General features: G+C 57.4%; 16 protein-coding genes. 7 read left to right on the plus strand and 9 right to left on the minus strand.

The window, feature by feature from the left end:
- Window positions 1–2: 2 nt before the first annotated feature.
- Window positions 3–929: an RluA family pseudouridine synthase gene (locus HY696_12490; GenBank protein ID MBI4239217.1), complete on the minus strand. Its 927-nt coding sequence runs from the start codon at window positions 927–929 to the stop codon at window positions 3–5.
- An 83-nt stretch (window positions 930–1,012) separates the two neighbouring features.
- On the opposite strand from HY696_12490, the gene HY696_12495 reads away from it, so the two are divergent.
- On the plus strand, window positions 1,013–1,501 hold the full coding sequence (locus tag HY696_12495) for a hypothetical protein (protein MBI4239218.1): 489 nt from the start codon (window positions 1,013–1,015) through the stop codon (window positions 1,499–1,501).
- Here HY696_12495 and HY696_12500 read toward each other — a convergent pair.
- The 5 genes from HY696_12500 to dnaA all read right to left on the minus strand — a co-directional run bounded on the left by HY696_12500 (window position 1,494) and on the right by dnaA (window position 8,090).
- Window positions 1,494–1,607 (minus strand): 30S ribosomal protein THX, encoded by a 114-nt coding sequence (locus HY696_12500; protein MBI4239219.1) that lies wholly within the window; start codon window positions 1,605–1,607, stop codon window positions 1,494–1,496. The two genes, HY696_12495 and HY696_12500, sit on opposite strands and share 8 nt — an antisense overlap.
- Window positions 1,608–1,621: 14 nt before the next feature.
- Window positions 1,622–4,111, minus strand: a complete 2,490-nt coding sequence (gene gyrB / locus HY696_12505; protein MBI4239220.1) for a DNA topoisomerase (ATP-hydrolyzing) subunit B — start codon at window positions 4,109–4,111, stop codon at window positions 1,622–1,624.
- Window positions 4,112–4,248: 137 nt separating this feature from the next.
- Entirely contained in the window at window positions 4,249–5,319 is a 1,071-nt protein-coding gene (locus HY696_12510; protein ID MBI4239221.1) for a DNA replication/repair protein RecF, read from the minus strand.
- Window positions 5,316–6,440 carry a DNA polymerase III subunit beta gene (gene dnaN / locus HY696_12515; GenBank protein ID MBI4239222.1) on the minus strand — a complete coding sequence of 375 codons (1,125 nt, stop codon included), beginning with the start codon at window positions 6,438–6,440 and terminating at the stop codon, window positions 5,316–5,318. Before dnaN ends, HY696_12510 begins: the two co-directional genes overlap by 4 nt.
- 273 nt (window positions 6,441–6,713) lie before the next feature.
- Window positions 6,714–8,090: a chromosomal replication initiator protein DnaA gene (gene dnaA / locus HY696_12520; GenBank protein ID MBI4239223.1), complete on the minus strand. Its 1,377-nt coding sequence runs from the start codon at window positions 8,088–8,090 to the stop codon at window positions 6,714–6,716.
- 447 nt (window positions 8,091–8,537) lie between these two features.
- Between dnaA and rpmH the strand changes: the two genes are divergently transcribed.
- From rpmH to yidC, 4 genes are read left to right on the plus strand one after another with little or no spacing between them, the layout of a single operon-like run.
- Complete coding sequence (gene rpmH, locus HY696_12525) at window positions 8,538–8,684, plus strand: 50S ribosomal protein L34 (GenBank protein MBI4239224.1); 147 nt, start codon at window positions 8,538–8,540, stop codon at window positions 8,682–8,684.
- A gap of 7 nt (window positions 8,685–8,691) precedes the next feature.
- Entirely contained in the window at window positions 8,692–9,021 is a 330-nt protein-coding gene (rnpA, locus tag HY696_12530; GenBank protein ID MBI4239225.1) for a ribonuclease P protein component, read from the plus strand.
- Window positions 9,018–9,284: a membrane protein insertion efficiency factor YidD gene (gene yidD, locus HY696_12535; protein ID MBI4239226.1), complete on the plus strand. Its 267-nt coding sequence runs from the start codon at window positions 9,018–9,020 to the stop codon at window positions 9,282–9,284. Before rnpA ends, yidD begins: the two co-directional genes overlap by 4 nt.
- Complete coding sequence (gene yidC / locus HY696_12540) at window positions 9,274–10,929, plus strand: membrane protein insertase YidC (GenBank protein ID MBI4239227.1); 1,656 nt, start codon at window positions 9,274–9,276, stop codon at window positions 10,927–10,929. The genes yidD and yidC overlap by 11 nt, the downstream gene beginning before the upstream one ends.
- A gap of 201 nt (window positions 10,930–11,130) precedes the next feature.
- Here yidC and HY696_12545 read toward each other — a convergent pair whose 3' ends face one another.
- Together HY696_12545 and HY696_12550 are read right to left on the minus strand one after the other, a co-directional pair.
- Window positions 11,131–11,583: a YARHG domain-containing protein gene (locus HY696_12545; GenBank protein MBI4239228.1), complete on the minus strand. Its 453-nt coding sequence runs from the start codon at window positions 11,581–11,583 to the stop codon at window positions 11,131–11,133.
- 203 nt (window positions 11,584–11,786) lie between these two features.
- Window positions 11,787–12,845, minus strand: coding sequence for a hypothetical protein (locus HY696_12550; GenBank protein ID MBI4239229.1), 1,059 nt, complete (start codon window positions 12,843–12,845; stop codon window positions 11,787–11,789).
- 161 nt (window positions 12,846–13,006) lie between these two features.
- Between HY696_12550 and mnmE the strand changes: the two genes are divergently transcribed.
- Entirely contained in the window at window positions 13,007–14,428 is a 1,422-nt protein-coding gene (mnmE, locus tag HY696_12555) for a tRNA uridine-5-carboxymethylaminomethyl(34) synthesis GTPase MnmE (protein MBI4239230.1), read from the plus strand.
- A 35-nt stretch (window positions 14,429–14,463) separates the two neighbouring features.
- Entirely contained in the window at window positions 14,464–16,332 is a 1,869-nt protein-coding gene (mnmG, locus tag HY696_12560; GenBank protein MBI4239231.1) for a tRNA uridine-5-carboxymethylaminomethyl(34) synthesis enzyme MnmG, read from the plus strand.
- 14 nt (window positions 16,333–16,346) lie between these two features.
- Here mnmG and HY696_12565 read toward each other — a convergent pair whose 3' ends face one another.
- On the minus strand, window positions 16,347–16,751 hold the full coding sequence (locus HY696_12565) for an NADH-quinone oxidoreductase subunit H (protein MBI4239232.1): 405 nt from the start codon (window positions 16,749–16,751) through the stop codon (window positions 16,347–16,349).
- Between the last annotated feature and the right edge of the window lie 9 nt (window positions 16,752–16,760).

Here is a 16,760-nt window from a genome sequence, read left to right on the forward strand (position 1 = left end):
ACTCACACCAAATCGCGCAACGCATCGAGGACCGCATGAAAATCCGCGGGCGGCGGCAGCTTCAGCTCGATCTTCTGACTGGTGGCCGGATGATGAAACCCAAGAAACGTCGCGTGCAGTGTTTGGCGCGGCGTCGGCACGACGTCTTTCGGCGGCCCATAGCGACGATCCCCCAACAACGGATGCCCGATCGCGGCTAAATGCACCCGCACTTGGTGCGTACGCCCCGTCTCGACCCGCACCCGCAACAGCGTGGCCTGCGGATAGCGCTCTTCCACGGTAAAGTGCGTAATCGCCCCCTTGGCCCCGGCCGCCGTCGCCTCAGCCGGCACCACTTTGCGCCCCTGACCGAAATCCCCTTTCACCAGCGGCAGATCGATCGTCCCACCGTCCCGCTCCACAGCCCCATGGACGATCGCCAAATATTCGCGCCGCATACTGTGCCGCTTGAATTGCTGAATGACTTCCTCGCCGACCTTCGATTTGGCCAACAACAAGATTCCCGACGTATCGCGATCCAACCGATGCAACGCGCGGACATACGTCCCGCGCGATCCGGGATGTTTGCGTCGCAGATACGCCCGCACCACATCGACCATCGTCGATTCCGTCGTCGCCTCAGTCGCCAGCACCAACCGACCCGCCGGCTTGGCCACCGCAATCAAATCGCGATCTTCAAAGAGGACATCGACTCGCTCAAATCCGGCCCGCCGATCCCGCGCGGCGCCCTTGGGCGCCACGTCCTCGACGCGCACCCGCGCCCCGGGTTCCACCACCCATTTCGCGATCACTACGCGCCGCCCATTGACCCGCACCGCGCCGCGATCCAGCCACGCCTTCGCCTGCTGGCGACTCACCCGCGCCTTCGTCGTCAGCCACCGATCCAGCCGCGTCCCCGTTTCCTGCGCCGTCACAATCCATTCTTTCATACCGCGATCTCCTTGATGCCGGCCCCACAGAAACTTTCAATCCCCTTGCCTTCCGGCCAGTCCCCTGCTACGCACCGGCACCTATGTCAATCATCGATATCGCTGGAGTCACGGCCGAAATGCCGGAAAATTGGACCTGCCAGGGGATGCTAACCCTGACGCTGCCATCCCCAGACAAGAACGTTCGGCCGAACGTGATCCTCACCAAAGAATTTCTGCCTCGCCCGATCGCGCTCCCCGAGTACTTCCAGAAGATCAAGGAATCGATCCAAAATCGCGGGATCAAAGACCTCAAGATCAGCGACGAACGCGAAATCGTCATTTCCGGCGTGCGCGGCAAGATGATGATCTGCTCCTGGGACGTCTCCGCAATGGCGCAGATGCTGCAAAAAGAACGTCCGGAACAAAAGGTCCCGGAACATATCAAGCCGGGTCAAATGGTGAAGCAGATCCAAGTGACGCTCTTAAAAGATCAACTGGCCATCAACCTCACGGCCAGTTTTCCGTCAGAGCAGTTTGAAGTCTACTACCGCCCGTTCCAACTCTTTTTGAAGAGCCTAAAAGTCACTTAGCGCCGGCCGTCTTCCCTTTTCCCTTTGCGACCGGCTTCGGCCGCCGTTTACCGCTGGTGCCGCGCCAAATTTTGCCACGCCGAGACCGCTTATCGCCCTTACCCATGGACCGCTCCTCCGTTAAATATCCAAGTTCCGCACACTCAACGCATTCTGTTCAATAAATTGCCGCCGTGGCTCCACATCGTCGCCCATCAGGACGCTGAAGATCTGATCCGCCTCCACTGCGTCTTCAATCTGCACATGCAACAACGTGCGCAACTCGGGATTCAGCGTCGTTTCCCATAATTGCGAAGGATTCATCTCGCCCAACCCTTTGTAGCGTTGAATCACCACGCCTTCCTGCCCGCGCTGCAACACGAAATCCCGCACTTGCCGCAGATATCGCGCGGTCTCGGTCTCGTCATCCGCCTCGATGGTAAACGGCGGCTTGCCCGGCTGGAGGAAATATTCGCGGAGCTTGCGCAACTCCTTCACTTCCGCCGAATCGAGCAGATCGGTATCGATCACCGTGCGGCGCCGGAACCCCTGCCACGTGGTTTGGTAGACAATCTTATGACTTTCGTGCTCTTCATCCGCCACGACTTCCACTTCGAAATCTTTGGCCTCCGGAAATACCTCGACGAGATGGTTCCCGATCTTATCCAACTCCCGATCGATCGCCTTCGCATCGGTCAACAATTCCGGCGTCAGGTCGCTGGCCGTGACGACGACATCGATCACGCGCGAATCGTAACGCCGCCGGATCATGTCTAATATTTTATCGTAGCGAATAATCCGCTTCACCAGCTGCGTCAGCGATTGGCCCGAAACTTCGCGCTGCGCCGTTTTCACCCGCACCCCGTCGATCCCGAATTGGAGCAAGTAATCTTCCAACGCCGAATCGTTTTTTAAATATTTTTCGACCTTCCCCTTTTTCACCCGATAGAGCGGCGGCTGCGCGATATACAAATGACCGCGTTCAATCACTTGCGGCATTTGGCGATAGAAAAACGTCAGCAGCAACGTGCGAATATGCGCGCCGTCTACGTCCGCGTCGCAGGTCAGGATAATCGAATGATAGCGCAGCTTCGTCAGATCTTTCTGTTCCTCTTGGGTCGCGCCCACGCCGACACCAAGTGCCGTAATCAATGTCCGAATTTCTTCGGAACCCAGCATTTTGTCGTAGCGGGCTTTTTCGACGTTCAGGATCTTCCCTTTCAACGGAAGGATCGCTTGGAAACGCCGATCCCTCCCTTGTTTGCTGCTTCCACCGGCCGAATCCCCTTCCACGATAAACAATTCGCTCTTGGACGGATCGCGCTCCTGACAGTCGGCCAATTTGCCTGGCAACGAACCACTTTCCAACGCCGACTTGCGGCGCACTAAATTCCGCGCTTGCCGCGCCGCCTCGCGAGCCTGCGCCGCTTCCACCATTTTGCCCACGATCTTGCGCGCAATCGGCCCGTTGTGTTCGAGAAAGTCGCCGAACTTATCGTTGACCACTTGCTTCACGATCCCTTCGACCTCCGAGTTCCCGAGCTTCGCCTTCGTCTGCCCTTCGAACTGCGGATTCGGCAGGCGCACGCTGATCACGGCCGTCAGGCCTTCCCGCACGTCTTCGCCCTCGACCGAGGTCTTCATCTTCTTCAGCAGTTCGTTCTTTTGGGCGTAATAGTTGAGCGTGCGCGTCAAGGCGGACCGAAACCCAGAGAGATGCGTCCCACCTTCCCGCGTATTGATGTTGTTCGCGAAGCTGAAGACATTTTCCTGATAGCCTTCATTCCATTGCACCGCCACTTCCACGGCGACGCCGTCTTCCCGCTCCGCACTGAAGTAAATCGGTTTATGCAGCGGATTCTTCCGCTGATTCAAAAAATCAACGAAGCTGACGATCCCGCCGTCGTATTTAAATTCATGCGATTTGTCCGCGCGTTCATCGGTCAGCGTGACGAGCACGCCTTTGTTGAGAAACGACAATTCGCGCAAGCGTTGCGAGAGGATATCGAAACTGAATTCGGTCGTTTCGGTAAAAATTTCCGGATCGGGATGAAACGTGACTTTTGTGCCCATCCGATCGCTCTTGCCGATCGCCTTCAACGCCACCACCGGAATGCCGCGATGATATTCCTGGAAGAAGACTTTTTTCTCGCGCCGGATTTCAAGCTTGAGCCAATCGGACAGCGCATTGACGCACGAAACGCCGACGCCATGCAACCCACCAGACACTTTATACGCGTTCTTTTCGAATTTACCGCCCGCATGCAGCTTCGTCATTACGACTTCCGCCGCCGACACGCCCTCCGTCTCGTGGAGGTCGACCGGAATTCCGCGCCCGTTGTCTTCCACCGTAACGCTATTATCGATGTGAATGATCACATCGATCCGGTCGCAATAGCCGCCCAACGCCTCGTCGAAACTGTTGTCGCTGACTTCGAACACCAGATGATGCAATCCGGACGACCCGGTAGAGCCGATATACATCGCCGGCCGCACCCGCACCGCCTCCAATCCCTCCAGGACCGTGATTGCCGAGGCATTATAAGACTGCGCCTCCGGTGCGGACTCGGGTATGGGGATTTTCTTTTCTTTACTCGCCGGAACTTTCTCGGCTGTATTGTCTGCTGTCATAGCCCCCTCAAAATGTTGGCCTGAATCAGCCTGACTTCATCTGCTTCCCCTCTCCCCGATGGGGAGAGGGATCCGCCCCAGGCGGAGGGTGAGGGCCTAACATGCACCGCCCCACGAGTAAAGGATTCCCCGCGTTTTCATCCGAATACCGCGCCTCCGCAAACACGCATCATGCGCGCATCCGCGGGATCATCCACATGCGTGGCGGTCACCAGAATCTGCGTTTCCAATTCCCGCAACGCCGCGAACAGCGCGGCTAATCGATCGGCATCTAACTCACTCCCGACGTCATCCAACAACAGGATCGGCGCAGTCCCCCGGCATTCCCGCGAAAGGTGGACTTCGGCTAATTTCAAGCTCAACACCACACTCCGATGTTGCCCCTGCGAACCGAAATGCTGCAGATCCCGAGCGGCCAACAACACGCGCACGTCGTCTCGATGCGGCCCGACCACCGTAATGCCACGCGCCCGCTCTTCCTCCGCCCGCCGTCGTAACTGATCGAAAAAATCATCCGCCTGATCCACTTGTGGTTCGTACTGCAGCGCAATTTCTCCATCGGCCGGCGCAAAGGCGCGATGCACTGACGGCAACCACGCGCGCAATCGATCCACCCATTCCCGCCTCGCCGCCACGACCCGGATCCCCAATTCAACCAATTGCACATCCCACGGCGCCAGCTGTGCCTGCAGCGACGCGGCGGCCATTCCCACGGCCTGCTTCAACACGCGATTACGATGCAGCAACACTCGCTGCCACTGCCGGCGCAACGCGCGAAACGCCGGATCCATCCCTTCGATCAATGTGTCCAAATAGTCTCGCCGCGCGGCCGGCGGTCCCTTGAACAACCACGTCTCCTCCGGCGCAAACAGGATCACATGCGGCCACGCCAGGTCCGTCCCACGGACTCGTTTTTCATTGCGCAACAGGGTGCGCGCCGACAATTGCAGCTCCACGGCCAGCCAATCCCGCAGTCCGTCGCGATCGCTCTCCGCCCCGACCTTTGCTTGTGCCGCGCTATGGCGGATCAAATCCGCCCGCTCGCCGGTCCGAAACGAATGCCCGCGCCCCACCAAATAGACCGCTTCAAGCAAATTGGTCTTTCCTTGCGCGTTGGCGCCGACAAAATACGTCACGCCGGCGTTGAGCACGAATTCGACGCACGTATAATTGCGAAAATCACGGAGCGTGAGGCGGGTGAAAATCACGACAGACGCATTGGCATGATGACCGACAAGAAGTCGCGATCGAATTCAGACCGAATCACACACGGGGCCAACTCCCCCTTGAGCTCCAGCACGAGTTGTTCGTCGGTCACGACATTCAGCACATCTTGAAAATAGCGCGCATTGAACCCGACTTCGAACGTCTCCCCCTTATACCCAACCTGGAGTTCCTCATACGCCTCGCCTAAATCGGGATTCTGCGCCGAGATATCCAGATGGCCCGGTGAAAAGCGGAACTTCACACCGCGAATCCGTTCGCTCGTCACTAGCTGCACCCGCCGTAACGCCGCGCCGAATTCGTCGCGCGGCACCGTGACCAACCATTTATGATCTTTTGGAATCACTTGGCTATACGGCGGAAACTGCCCGTCGATCAGGCGGATCAACAGCGAGACATTATCGCGCTCGACCGCGATATATTTTTCATCCAACCGCAAGATAAAATCTCCGCTCGCGCCTTCGAGCAAGCGCCGCCATTCCAAAATGCCTTTGCGCGGCACGATCACGCCGGCCGGCAACTTCCACTTTCCCGCCACCAACCGATCGGCATACGATAAACGATGTCCATCCGTGGCCGCCACACGCAACCGCGCCGCCCCTTTCGCACCGGCATCCGCCACTTGCTCCATGAAGAGCCCATTTAAGTTGTACCGGGTCTCGTCGGTCGACATCGCATAGACCGTTTTTTCGATCATCTCCAACATGGCCGACGCGGCCATGGAGACCTTCTCCGCGCTCGGCGTCTGCGGCAACGCCGGATATTCGTCGGCTGCGAGCCCGACGATCTTAAACTGTGATTTTCCCGCCTTCACTTCCACGCGATGATTCTCGCCGACTTTCAGATGCACGCGATCATCGGGCAGCGACTTCACGATATCGTACAACGCGCGGGCTCCTACCGTAACTTTTCCCGCGACTTTGGTCTCCACCGGTTGCGCGACCGTGACCCCGACTTCCAGATCCGTCGCCGTCAGCGTCAGCAATTTCCCTTCAGCCGCTAAACAGCAATTGGCCAAAATCGGCATCGTGGCCTTGCGGTCCACGACCGTTTGGGTCCAGCTTAAGCTTTTGAGTAGATCACTTTTAGTGCTGTGGAATTCCATGAGTCCCTCACCGCGAAATAGCCTTCTAATAAGAATTTATATATATAAAAATAGTAGTAGTAGTAGCACCTGTGGAAATGTGGGTAACGCTGTTAACTCCCGGACGGCGCTACGTAATCGCATGTGGACCCACTGGGAACAACCGGCGACACTCATCCACAGCCGAACATCGCGCGGGACTCTAACGTTGCCCGCCAAGCGTTGTCAACACGACAATCCCGGACTGATCCACAGTTTGCTGGGGATAAAAAACAGCGCAGTACTTCATCGCGTTTAATGGACCAGACTTTTTTCGAGAAATTCGACTTCATCGCGCAACCGCCCGCTCTCTTGAATTGCGGCGTCGATCTTGCGGCAAGCGTGCATGACCGTCGTGTGATCTTTGCCGCCGAATTTCCGCCCGATCTCGGGGAAGGAACTTTTGGGAATGTGTTTTTTGCAGAGATACATCGCGATTTGCCGCGGCACCGCGAGATGTTTCATGCGGCGCGGCGATTTCATATCGGAGAGTTTGATTTGGTAATAATCGGCGACCATTTTTTGCACCGCTTCAATGGAGCATGGCTGATGGTGATCCTTCACGATGTCTTTCAACACCTCTTTGGCGAATTCGACCGTGATCGGCACGTTGTGGAGCGCGGCGTACGCGGAGAGCCGGATCAGCGAACCCTCCAGTTCCCGCACGTTGGAGCGGAATTGTTGCGAGAGATAAATGAAGACGTCGTTTTCTAAGCGGATCCGACTCGTCTCCGCCTTCTTTTGCAAGATTGCGATCCGAGTTTCCAGATCCGGCGGTTGAATATCCGCAATCAGCCCCCATTCGAACCGGGACCGCAGTCGGTCATCCAGACCGTCGACATCTTTCGGAAACCGATCGCTTGTGACGACAATTTGTTTCTGCGCGTAATACAGCACGTTGAACGTGTGGAAAAATTCGTCCTGCGTTCGTTCTTTGCCGGCAATGAATTGGATGTCGTCCATTAACAACACATCGCAGCCGTCCCGATATTTTTTTCGCAGCTCGGCTGTTTTGTCGAACCGGATGGCGTTGATCACTTCGTTCATGAAGCGTTCCGAGCTGACGTACAGAATACGCAGGTGGGGAAACCGATCTTGCAGTTGAATGCCGATCGCATTCAGTAAGTGCGTCTTCCCGAGTCCCACGCCGCCATAAATGAATAGCGGATTGTAATGACCGCCCGGGAGATCGGCGACCGCTTTACACGCGGCCGTCGCAAACTGATTATTCGTGCCGATCACGAAACGGTCAAAGTCGTATTTGGGATTCAGCGGATCGCCGAGCGGCGCCGCGACGACCGACGTGACCAATGGGCGGCGGGCCGCGTCATTCGCCAGTTGCGGGACCGGTTGCTCCGCCGGAACGTCTTCGTCGTCCGATTCCGCTGCGCCATCCGCGCGAATTTCGATTTGCAGTTGCCACGGGGCCCCGCCGATCCGGCCGGCCTCTTCCACAATGGTGGTCCCGTAGTACTCCCGCAGCCAGTCACGTGTGAAGACGTTCGGCACCGAGAGCTTCAGCACGCCATCTTCCGAGGCAGCACACCGCACTCCCTGAAACCAATAGTTGTAGTGAAAGTCACTGATTTTCGATCGTATTTTGTGGAGTACTGACTCCCACAATTCCGGCATGGTCAACCCCGTCCACATACCTATCCACAGGCTGTGGATGACTCCAAAAGCCAACGTATCGCTACCAAAGAGCGCCTAGTTCTTCTTTTTACAATCAGTGGAAACGCTGCCGAAGCGAAACGACTGAACGCGTTACAAACTTTACATCGGACATTGCTTGCGGTGAGTTTGCGCATGGCAAGAGCAACTTTCCTCTCGCCCTGTGCAAATCGTCGCCGCACCGCCGCTGTTAGGAACGCGATCTGGTCGCCGCGCATTTCGAGTGCTGCCACTGTTTGTCAAAGAAGAGTTGTGCACATACTCTTCGCCGGAATTTTTTGGCAATATTTTTTTTCCCGACGGCGCAACTCCTTGAGTCTCTTGTCAAAAAAAATCGCCTTGACAGGCACCGCCAAACCCGCATAACTCGCGCCTCACGCAACGTCTCAATCACGCGAGGAAATTTCGATGAAACGGACATATCAACCGAGTAAACGGCGCCGCAAGAAGACACACGGGTTTCGCGCCCGTATGAAAACGGTCGGCGGTCGTCGAGTGTTAGCAGCCCGGCGCCGCAAGGGGCGCAAGCGTTTGGCCGTTACAGCGGCGCGCTGATTACTTCATGGCCCGCTTGCCGCGTCGTGCGCGGCTCCATTCTCAACACCTCTTTCAACGCGTCCTGAAGAATGGTCGGAAGCAACGAGGGAGCGCCCTCGAGCTGCGCTGGCTGACCGGAGATGTCGCGCCGCAGCTGGGCGTGATCATCAACCGACATGTCGGGACGGCCGTGGAGCGCAATCGACTGAAGCGAATCGTGCGGGAATGGTTTCGTCATATGCGGGAACGATTGCCGCATGGCGCGTGGATCATTCGACTACTCCCTCCGGCGGCCACACGATCCACGACGCTCTTGCACCGCGATTTGACCCTGCAATTGAGGCGGCTCATATGAACCAGTTTTTTTTATGGGTGGTGCGGGGCTATCAGCTCGCCATCAGTCCGCTATGTCGGCTGCTCGGCGCGCAATGCCGTTTTTATCCGAGTTGCAGCCAGTATGCCTGCGACGCGCTCCGACAGCTGCCGTGGGCCACGGCACTGCGCTTCATCGGGTGGCGACTGTTGCGCTGCCATCCCTGGTGCGAAGGAGGCATTGATCTTGTCCCCGCGCGCCGAATATGCAAAAGCGTCTCTACCGAGGTGAGCAATGAAATCTGAATCGCGACTCTTATTGGCCACGGCCCTCAGTATGGCGGTCTTTTCCGGATGGTTCTTGCTCTTTCCTCCGCAATCGCCTCCTGCCACGCCCGCTGCAACCGACGCGAGCGCGCCCGCCAATCCAGCCGTCGATGCTGCGGGCAATGCCGTTGTCCCGACAACACCAGCAGCGGTCTCGACCATTAACGATCCGCAGGCCACGCTGTCCGCGGAGACGGTCACGATGCAGACTGGCGTTGCGGAAATCACGCTCACCAACGATGGCGCTGTCCCCTCGCGTTGGGCGTTGCAGCAATATCAGCAAGGGAAACAAGATGAAGCGACGTCGGTAGACCTCGTCACCGCCCCCACGGCGCCGCCTCTTGGTGTGGAATTAGTCGGTCTCGACGGCCTGCTTCCGCCGCAAGCGCGCTATGCCGTGGAACGCCTCGATGCCCAGAACGTCCGCTTCCGCTGGCGTTCCGAACAGCTCGAGGTCGTCAAGACGTACCACTTCCAACCCGGTGTCTACTCATTGGGACTGGATGTGGAACTGATCAATCACGGTACGGCGCCGCTGCAAGGCCGACTCGGAGTCCGCTGGATGGCCGCGAACTCTGATCAACAAAAACCGAGCGGATTACTCGCGTTCATCAAACCGCCGACCGATCATTGGCAGCCGCTTTATTGGAAGGCCGGCTCCGTCACCCGCCTCACCGACCCGAAAGACTTAGCCGCCGGCGTCAGCGACGACGGCGCCATCGGGTGGGCCGGCGTCGAAAGCCGCTATTTCCTCGCCGCGATTGTCCCGCATGCCACCACGACCCAAACCCATTTCCAGGGCACCGCTGCTGCCCCGCTGCTCGGCGTCTCGATCGCGACCACCCCATTTGCGATTCCCGCCGGCACGAGCACGCGGCAGAATTTCACCATTTATGTCGGCCCGAAGGACCTGAAGGCACTGAAGGTCGTCGGCAATGGCCTCGACGCCGCAATCGACTACGGATGGTTCGGCTTTGCCGCCGTCCCGATCCTCTATCTCCTGAAGTTTTTCTACTCGATCATCCATAACTATGGCGTGGCCATCATTCTCCTTACGCTCTTCATCAAGGCGCTGCTCCATCCGATCACTAAGGCCTCATTGGCCTCGATGCGGCGGATGCAACTCTTGCAACCGCAACTGAAAGCCATTCAAGAGAAGTACAAAGGAGACCGTGAACGTTTGAACGCGGAAATGATGCAACTCTTCCGCAGCAACAAGGTCAACCCGATGGCCGGCTGTCTCCCCATGCTTGCCCAAATCCCGATCTACATCGCCCTTTATAAAGTGCTCTGGAACGCCGTAGAACTCTATCGCGCGCCGTTCGTCTGGTTTTATCGCGACCTCTCCGCCCCGGACCCCTATTTTATTTCCCCCGCGCTGCTCGCCGTTGGATTCTATCTCCAGCAAAAATTGACCCCAAACCCCAGCGGCGACAAGGCCCAGCAGAAAATGATGCAAATGATGACCTTCCTCTTCGCCGGCTTCATGCTGTTCCTCCCCAGCGGCCTAGTCATCTACATCCTCGTCAACACCGGCTTCAGCATCCTCCAACAATGGCTAATGAATCGCGGCCTAGGCTTCCGCGACCTACTCCGCGGGAATCTGCGGCCGAAGGCGGCATGACGTTTTGGGACACGATTGAGTCCAACGGCAATTCAGTGACTTCCTATCGTCTGTATCTGGGGAATTGTTACTCCGTCTGCTGAATTGATTTCCAAGGGGGGAACCGCCGGGGCTTGCCGTGTTGGAGGTCCTCGTTTGATTTATTCCCGGCGCCGCCGTCGAGCGGAGTGCATCTGCCATGTGGCGGGATGGACGTGAGTTCTAACCGGATTGGATGACCTCGCATTCCAATTGGTGGAGATCGGCTGTTGCTGTGGGTAATTCACAGGAAATTGTGATCCCTGCACAATCTTCGCGTTCCGAAGGACTGCCATCTTCTCCACACGACCCCGGAGCGATATCCATTGCGCTCCAGGTCCATTGTTGCCCCTTCCTTGTTCCGGGGTTGGTCACTTTATAGACGGACTTCGGGGTTGATCGCAATGCATGGAAGATCTTTGGATCACGCAGGAAAATCATCTCCACCTCCGTATTCATCGGGGCTGATCGGCGGAGTTCGTCTTCGCGTTTTTGCAGACGGGTAACACACTCGGCATGTTCCGGCTTGATCGTCACTTCTTGTGAGGACCCCGGTTTGTACCAACCGCCATCGCCGTGAAAAAGGGTTGTCAATTCAGGAGAGGTAAATGGACGACCTGCCAACGCATAGGGCACATTTTTTATCAATGCGCTCTTTCCGCGTTTTCCATTCGGCTTCGGTCATTCATTACGTCCTTTGCGTGACAATATTTTGAGGTGCGCAACCGTATAGTTTTACGGGAGAAAGCTCAATCGGTGATTCCAAGATTCAACTTGTGAGTTAAGTCCCTACTGATTGGTGTGAGGGATGGCCCGCAAAAAACCTCAGCCAGCAGAATTTACTGCAACAACGTGGTTTGCACTGCGGTGGCGGGGGTGAAGATTTTTTGTTGGTAGGGTTTGGTAGTTGAGGAAGAAGTCGTCGTGTCGGTGCCGCGGGCGAAATAGAGCATCGCGGCGGTTGTGGCGTTGTTAAACCAGCGTTCGGAAAAGTTTTGGTAGGCCACACTTAAAACCAGGCCTTCGCCCGATTGGAACGGAACGCCGGCCGGATCGGCGTATTGCGGGAGTTCGGTCACTTGGTGTTGCGCATTAATCACGGCCGCGGCTTTCCAGAACGGGGCTGCTTCGCTTTCTTTGGTCAACGCCACTTCCACGCCGAAATCTTGTAACAGCCCCTGCGCCGCCACCAAATGGCCGGCCGTCGGCACCGCGACGCGCGTTTGCTTCGTGACGTAGCCGCCCGGCTCTACGGCCAACGGCTGATGGCCACATGGATCGGTCTCGATCAGTAGTGGTTGTACATCTTGCATGACTTGTTTGGTGTCCATCGGTTCGCCGCGGACCGTGAAGCGGAAATAGACTTCAGAATAATCTTCATCGGTGGGATTCCGTAACCATACTGTGGTTTCGAGGCGATCAGTGGGGACGATCGCGTAGCCGTAGCCCGCCGGCAACGTGATTTTCTGATGTGCGGATGTTGTGGCCGCAATCGGGAGCCCGGTGCGTTCGCCGGAGCAAAGGGGATTGGACTCGCCGTGATTCGCGACAATCGCGAGGTGCAGCAGAGATGCCGGCAACGCGTTGCCGTTCCGATCTTCGAGCTCCGGTTCAAATGCGGTCATCCACAACGGCTCTTCGATTGCAAACGCAATGCTGCCTGGTTGATCGGCGAGGCGTTCCGGAGCGGATTGCGCGGGAAGCTTGAACGGACCGACGCGATACGTGTAACTGCGAAGGCCCGCACTGACTGGTATTGGCGACGTCGGGGTTGTTTCAATGGCGGGCGGGAGGCTGGCGGTCACTGGCTGCAGAGTTGGTGCATTCGCTCCTTGCGAACAGGCCACGAGCGAGATACCTACCCAGCCGATCAAGGAACTATGGAGAATTCGCTTCACGGTTGCGCACCTTAACGGTAATTTTCATAAAGAAAATACGCAGTGCAGCGCAAATGCGTAACGCGGAGCGTTAGTGGGGCGAGTGGTGTGTAACAATATGTTATTATTGTGTATTACTGAGTGGTTGAATTAGCGATATTCGGGCCGCGCCAACATTAAATATGCATCACACCGCGATCCCCTATCTGAAGGACACCATTGTCGCCGTTGCCACCCCGTCCGGAGTTGGCGCTATCGGCATTATTCGACTGAGTGGAGAAGGTGCGCTTCAGATCCTCCGCACGCTGTGGATGAATTCGGGTCAAACTGTTGATAATTTTGAATCCCATCGAATTTACATGGGAAATGTGATCGATTTCTCCACAGGGTCGCTGCTGGATCAAGTCCTGGCGCTCTGGTTTCAGTCGCCGCGTTCCTACACCGGAGAGGATGTGGTCGAAATCCACGCCCATGGCAATCCGCTGATCCTCGAACAAATTGTAGCCAGTTGCGTTGCCGCTGGGGCGCGGTTGGCAGAGCCTGGTGAATTTACCCGTCGGGCCTACTTGAATGGACGGATCGATTTGACGCAGGCGGAGGCCGTGGCCGACGTGATCGCCGCTTCGAGTGCCGAGAGTGTCCGCCATGCCCAAGAGCAACTCAGTGGGCGACTGTCTCGGGTCTTGGGGAAGATTGCGTCAAATGTACTGGAGCTGCGCGCGCAAGTAGAAGCGAGTCTGGATTTTCCGGAAGAGGATCTTGAACTGTTGCGGCAGCAACAAATCGCGGAGCGCGTGACGGCGCTCGCTGGCGAGTTGGAGCAATTAGCCGCCACTTACCATGAGGGCCGTCTGTATCGCGAAGGAGCGCGTGTGGTGTTAGTTGGCCCGACGAATGCGGGAAAATCATCCCTCCTTAACGCGTTATTGGGCGAGACACGTGCGTTAGTGCACGCCACTGCCGGCACGACGCGCGACAGTTTGGAAGAGCCGGTGGTGTGGGAGGGCATTCCGATTCGTTTGACCGATACGGCGGGCCTGCGTCCGTTGCCGGCAGCGGACACGGCAGGGGGCCACGAACAGATCGAGGCGTTAGGCATGCTCCGAACTCGTGCGTTGTTGGAACAGGCCGAACTCCGACTGTTGGTCTTAGATGGCAGTGCGCCGCTGACCGACGATGTTCGGGAGCTTGCTGCACAGCTTGGCACGGAGCGCTTGCTGGTGTGGTGTAATAAAAGTGATTTGCCGACGCAGCTGACGGCAGAAGCGTTAGCGGCGCTCTTTCCGCACCGAGTGCTTGACGGCTCCGCGCTGACGGGCGATGGGCTGGCGACGTTACAAGCGGCCGTGACGCAGGAGCTCCGCGGCAGCACGGCGGGTGAGGCCCATGGGGTCTGGCTGACCACGCGACGGCATAAAATTGCGGTTGACCGAGCGCTCGCATCTCTCTACGAAGCCAAAACCACGCTGGTCAGCGGGCGGTCCACGGAATTGATTGCCGAACATCTCCGGCTGGCCGCCGAGCAAATGGACGCGATCGTTGGCCGTGGCTCGCAGGATGAACTGCTGGAAGCGATTTTCAGCCGTTTTTGTATCGGAAAATAATGGGTGTGCGTTTCGCACCAAGGAATGCGTGTCAGATGGATGGACAGTACGACATCATCGTCGTGGGAGGTGGCCATGCCGGCTGTGAGGCCGTATTGGCGGCCGCACGGATGGGGTGTTCGACGCTGCTGTTGACGCAGAATCTCGACACCATCGGACACATGAGCTGCAACCCGGCGATTGGCGGGCTGGCGAAGGGACACTTGGTGCGCGAGATCGACGCGCTCGGCGGAGAAATGGGGCGCAACGCCGATCACGCCGGGATCCAGTTTCGCTGTCTCAACCGCAGCAAAGGGCCTGCGGTCTGGGCCACGCGCGCGCAATGCGATCGCTTCCATTACAAGGCTCGGATGAAATCGGTGCTCGAAGACACCGCGAACTTGCACATAAAGCAGGCGTCGGTCGAAGACTTGGTCATTGAATCCGGCCGAGTGTGTGGTGTGCAAACGCATTTCGGACAACGATATGCGGCGCGTGCGGTGATCTTGACGACCGGGACGTTTCTGAACGGATTGTTGCATTACGGCGAACGAACCATTGATGGAGGTCGGGCCGGAGACGCCGTCGCGCGTGGCATTTCTAATACCTTACTACAGGCGGGTTTCCGCTTAGGCCGATTGAAGACCGGCACGGTCCCGCGCGTTGACGGGCGGACGATCGATTTTGGGAATTTGGAAATTCAACACAGTGATACGCCGTTGCCTGCGTTCTCATTTTTTTCCGACGACCATCCGCTGCCGCAACGGCCGTGTCATATCACGTATACGAACGAGCAGACGCACGACGTGATCCGCGCCAATCTGCATCGCTCGCCGATGTATTCCGGCCAAATTCAAGGGATCGGGCCGCGTTATTGTCCGTCGATTGAAGATAAAGTGGTGCGATTTGCCGACAAGACGCGGCACCAAATCTTTCTCGAGCCGGAAGGTCTGGAGACACGCGAAATTTATGTAAATGGGGTTTCCACGTCGCTTCCCATCGATGTGCAATTGGCGCTGCTTCGCACAGTGCCTGGCCTGGAGCGCGTGGAGATCATGCGCCCGGGGTACGCCGTGGAATACGATTTTATCGATCCGCAACAACTGCATCCGACGTTGGAAACAAAATTCGTGCACGGGCTGTTCCACGCGGGACAGATTAATGGAACCTCCGGCTATGAAGAAGCGGCCGCGCAAGGGCTGATCGCCGCCATCAACACGGTGCTGCAACTGCGAGGTGAAGCTTCGTTGGTGTTGGATCGCAGTCAAGCCTACTTGGCGGTCATGATCGATGACTTAGTGACCAAAGGGACCGAAGAGCCGTATCGGATGTTTACGTCGCGCGCCGAACATCGCTTGTTGTTGCGGGAAGGGAATGCCGATCGCCGACTCTGTGAGATCGGGCGACGCATCGGGCTACTCGGCGAGTCTGAGTATCAGCGGTATCGGCAGAAGGCCGTACAGATCGAACAGCTATTGGCAGTGTGCCAGGAAACCATGCTGTCGCCGCAGCCGAGCGTGAACGATCAATTGGCAAATTTCGGCAGTGTACCGATAAAAAAGTCGACCCGTTTGGCGGATCTGTTGCGCCGAGACGATTGTCGACTGTGCGAACTTCTCCGCGCGTTCACGGCGATCGATCCGGCCGCGTTTTCTGAAATCGCGTTGGCTGAGGCCGAAACAGAGCTGCGCTATGCGGGATATGTGGAATTGCAGGATGCGGCCGTGCGTCGTTTAAAAGAAGTAGAAATGGTGACGATCCCCGCCGATTTTTCCTATGCCGATATTCCCGGTCTCTCGACTGAGATTCATCAAAAATTGACGCGCATTCAGCCCCGAACCTTGGGGCAAGCGGCGCGCATTTCCGGCATGACGCCGGCCGCACTGTCGATCTTGTTGGTCTATTTAAAAGCGCGCGCCGCTTGAACGAGCAGTCGACGTTACTGCAATCCCACCCACAGCGCCGTGCAAGTCAAATTGACTAACGCCAGCGGGAGCATCACGCGCCAGCCGAGACGCATCAGTTGGTCGTAGCGGAAGCGCGGCAGCGTCCAACGGATCTGGATGAAGAACCAACAGCAGAACGTCATTTTGGCCAACACCACACCCACTTGCAGCGCGGCGACCAAGACTGATGGCCACGGCGCGTTCCAAGACCAATTTGCAGGAAAGAGAAAGAATCCAATGAGTGCGACGGCCCCCAGCCCGATCGAGGGGATGCCGAAGACGACGACTTCGAAGTCGCGCAAATCGCCGTAGCGTCCACGTCGGAAGCGACTACAGAGATAGGTGCCGAAGAGCACGGCGCAGAGACCGAGGGGGAGCAATAACCAGCGGAGCGTCAATGTGGGATG

The sequence above is a fragment of the Deltaproteobacteria bacterium genome, assembly GCA_016210045.1.
In the GTDB taxonomy this organism is placed as follows: Bacteria; UBA10199; UBA10199.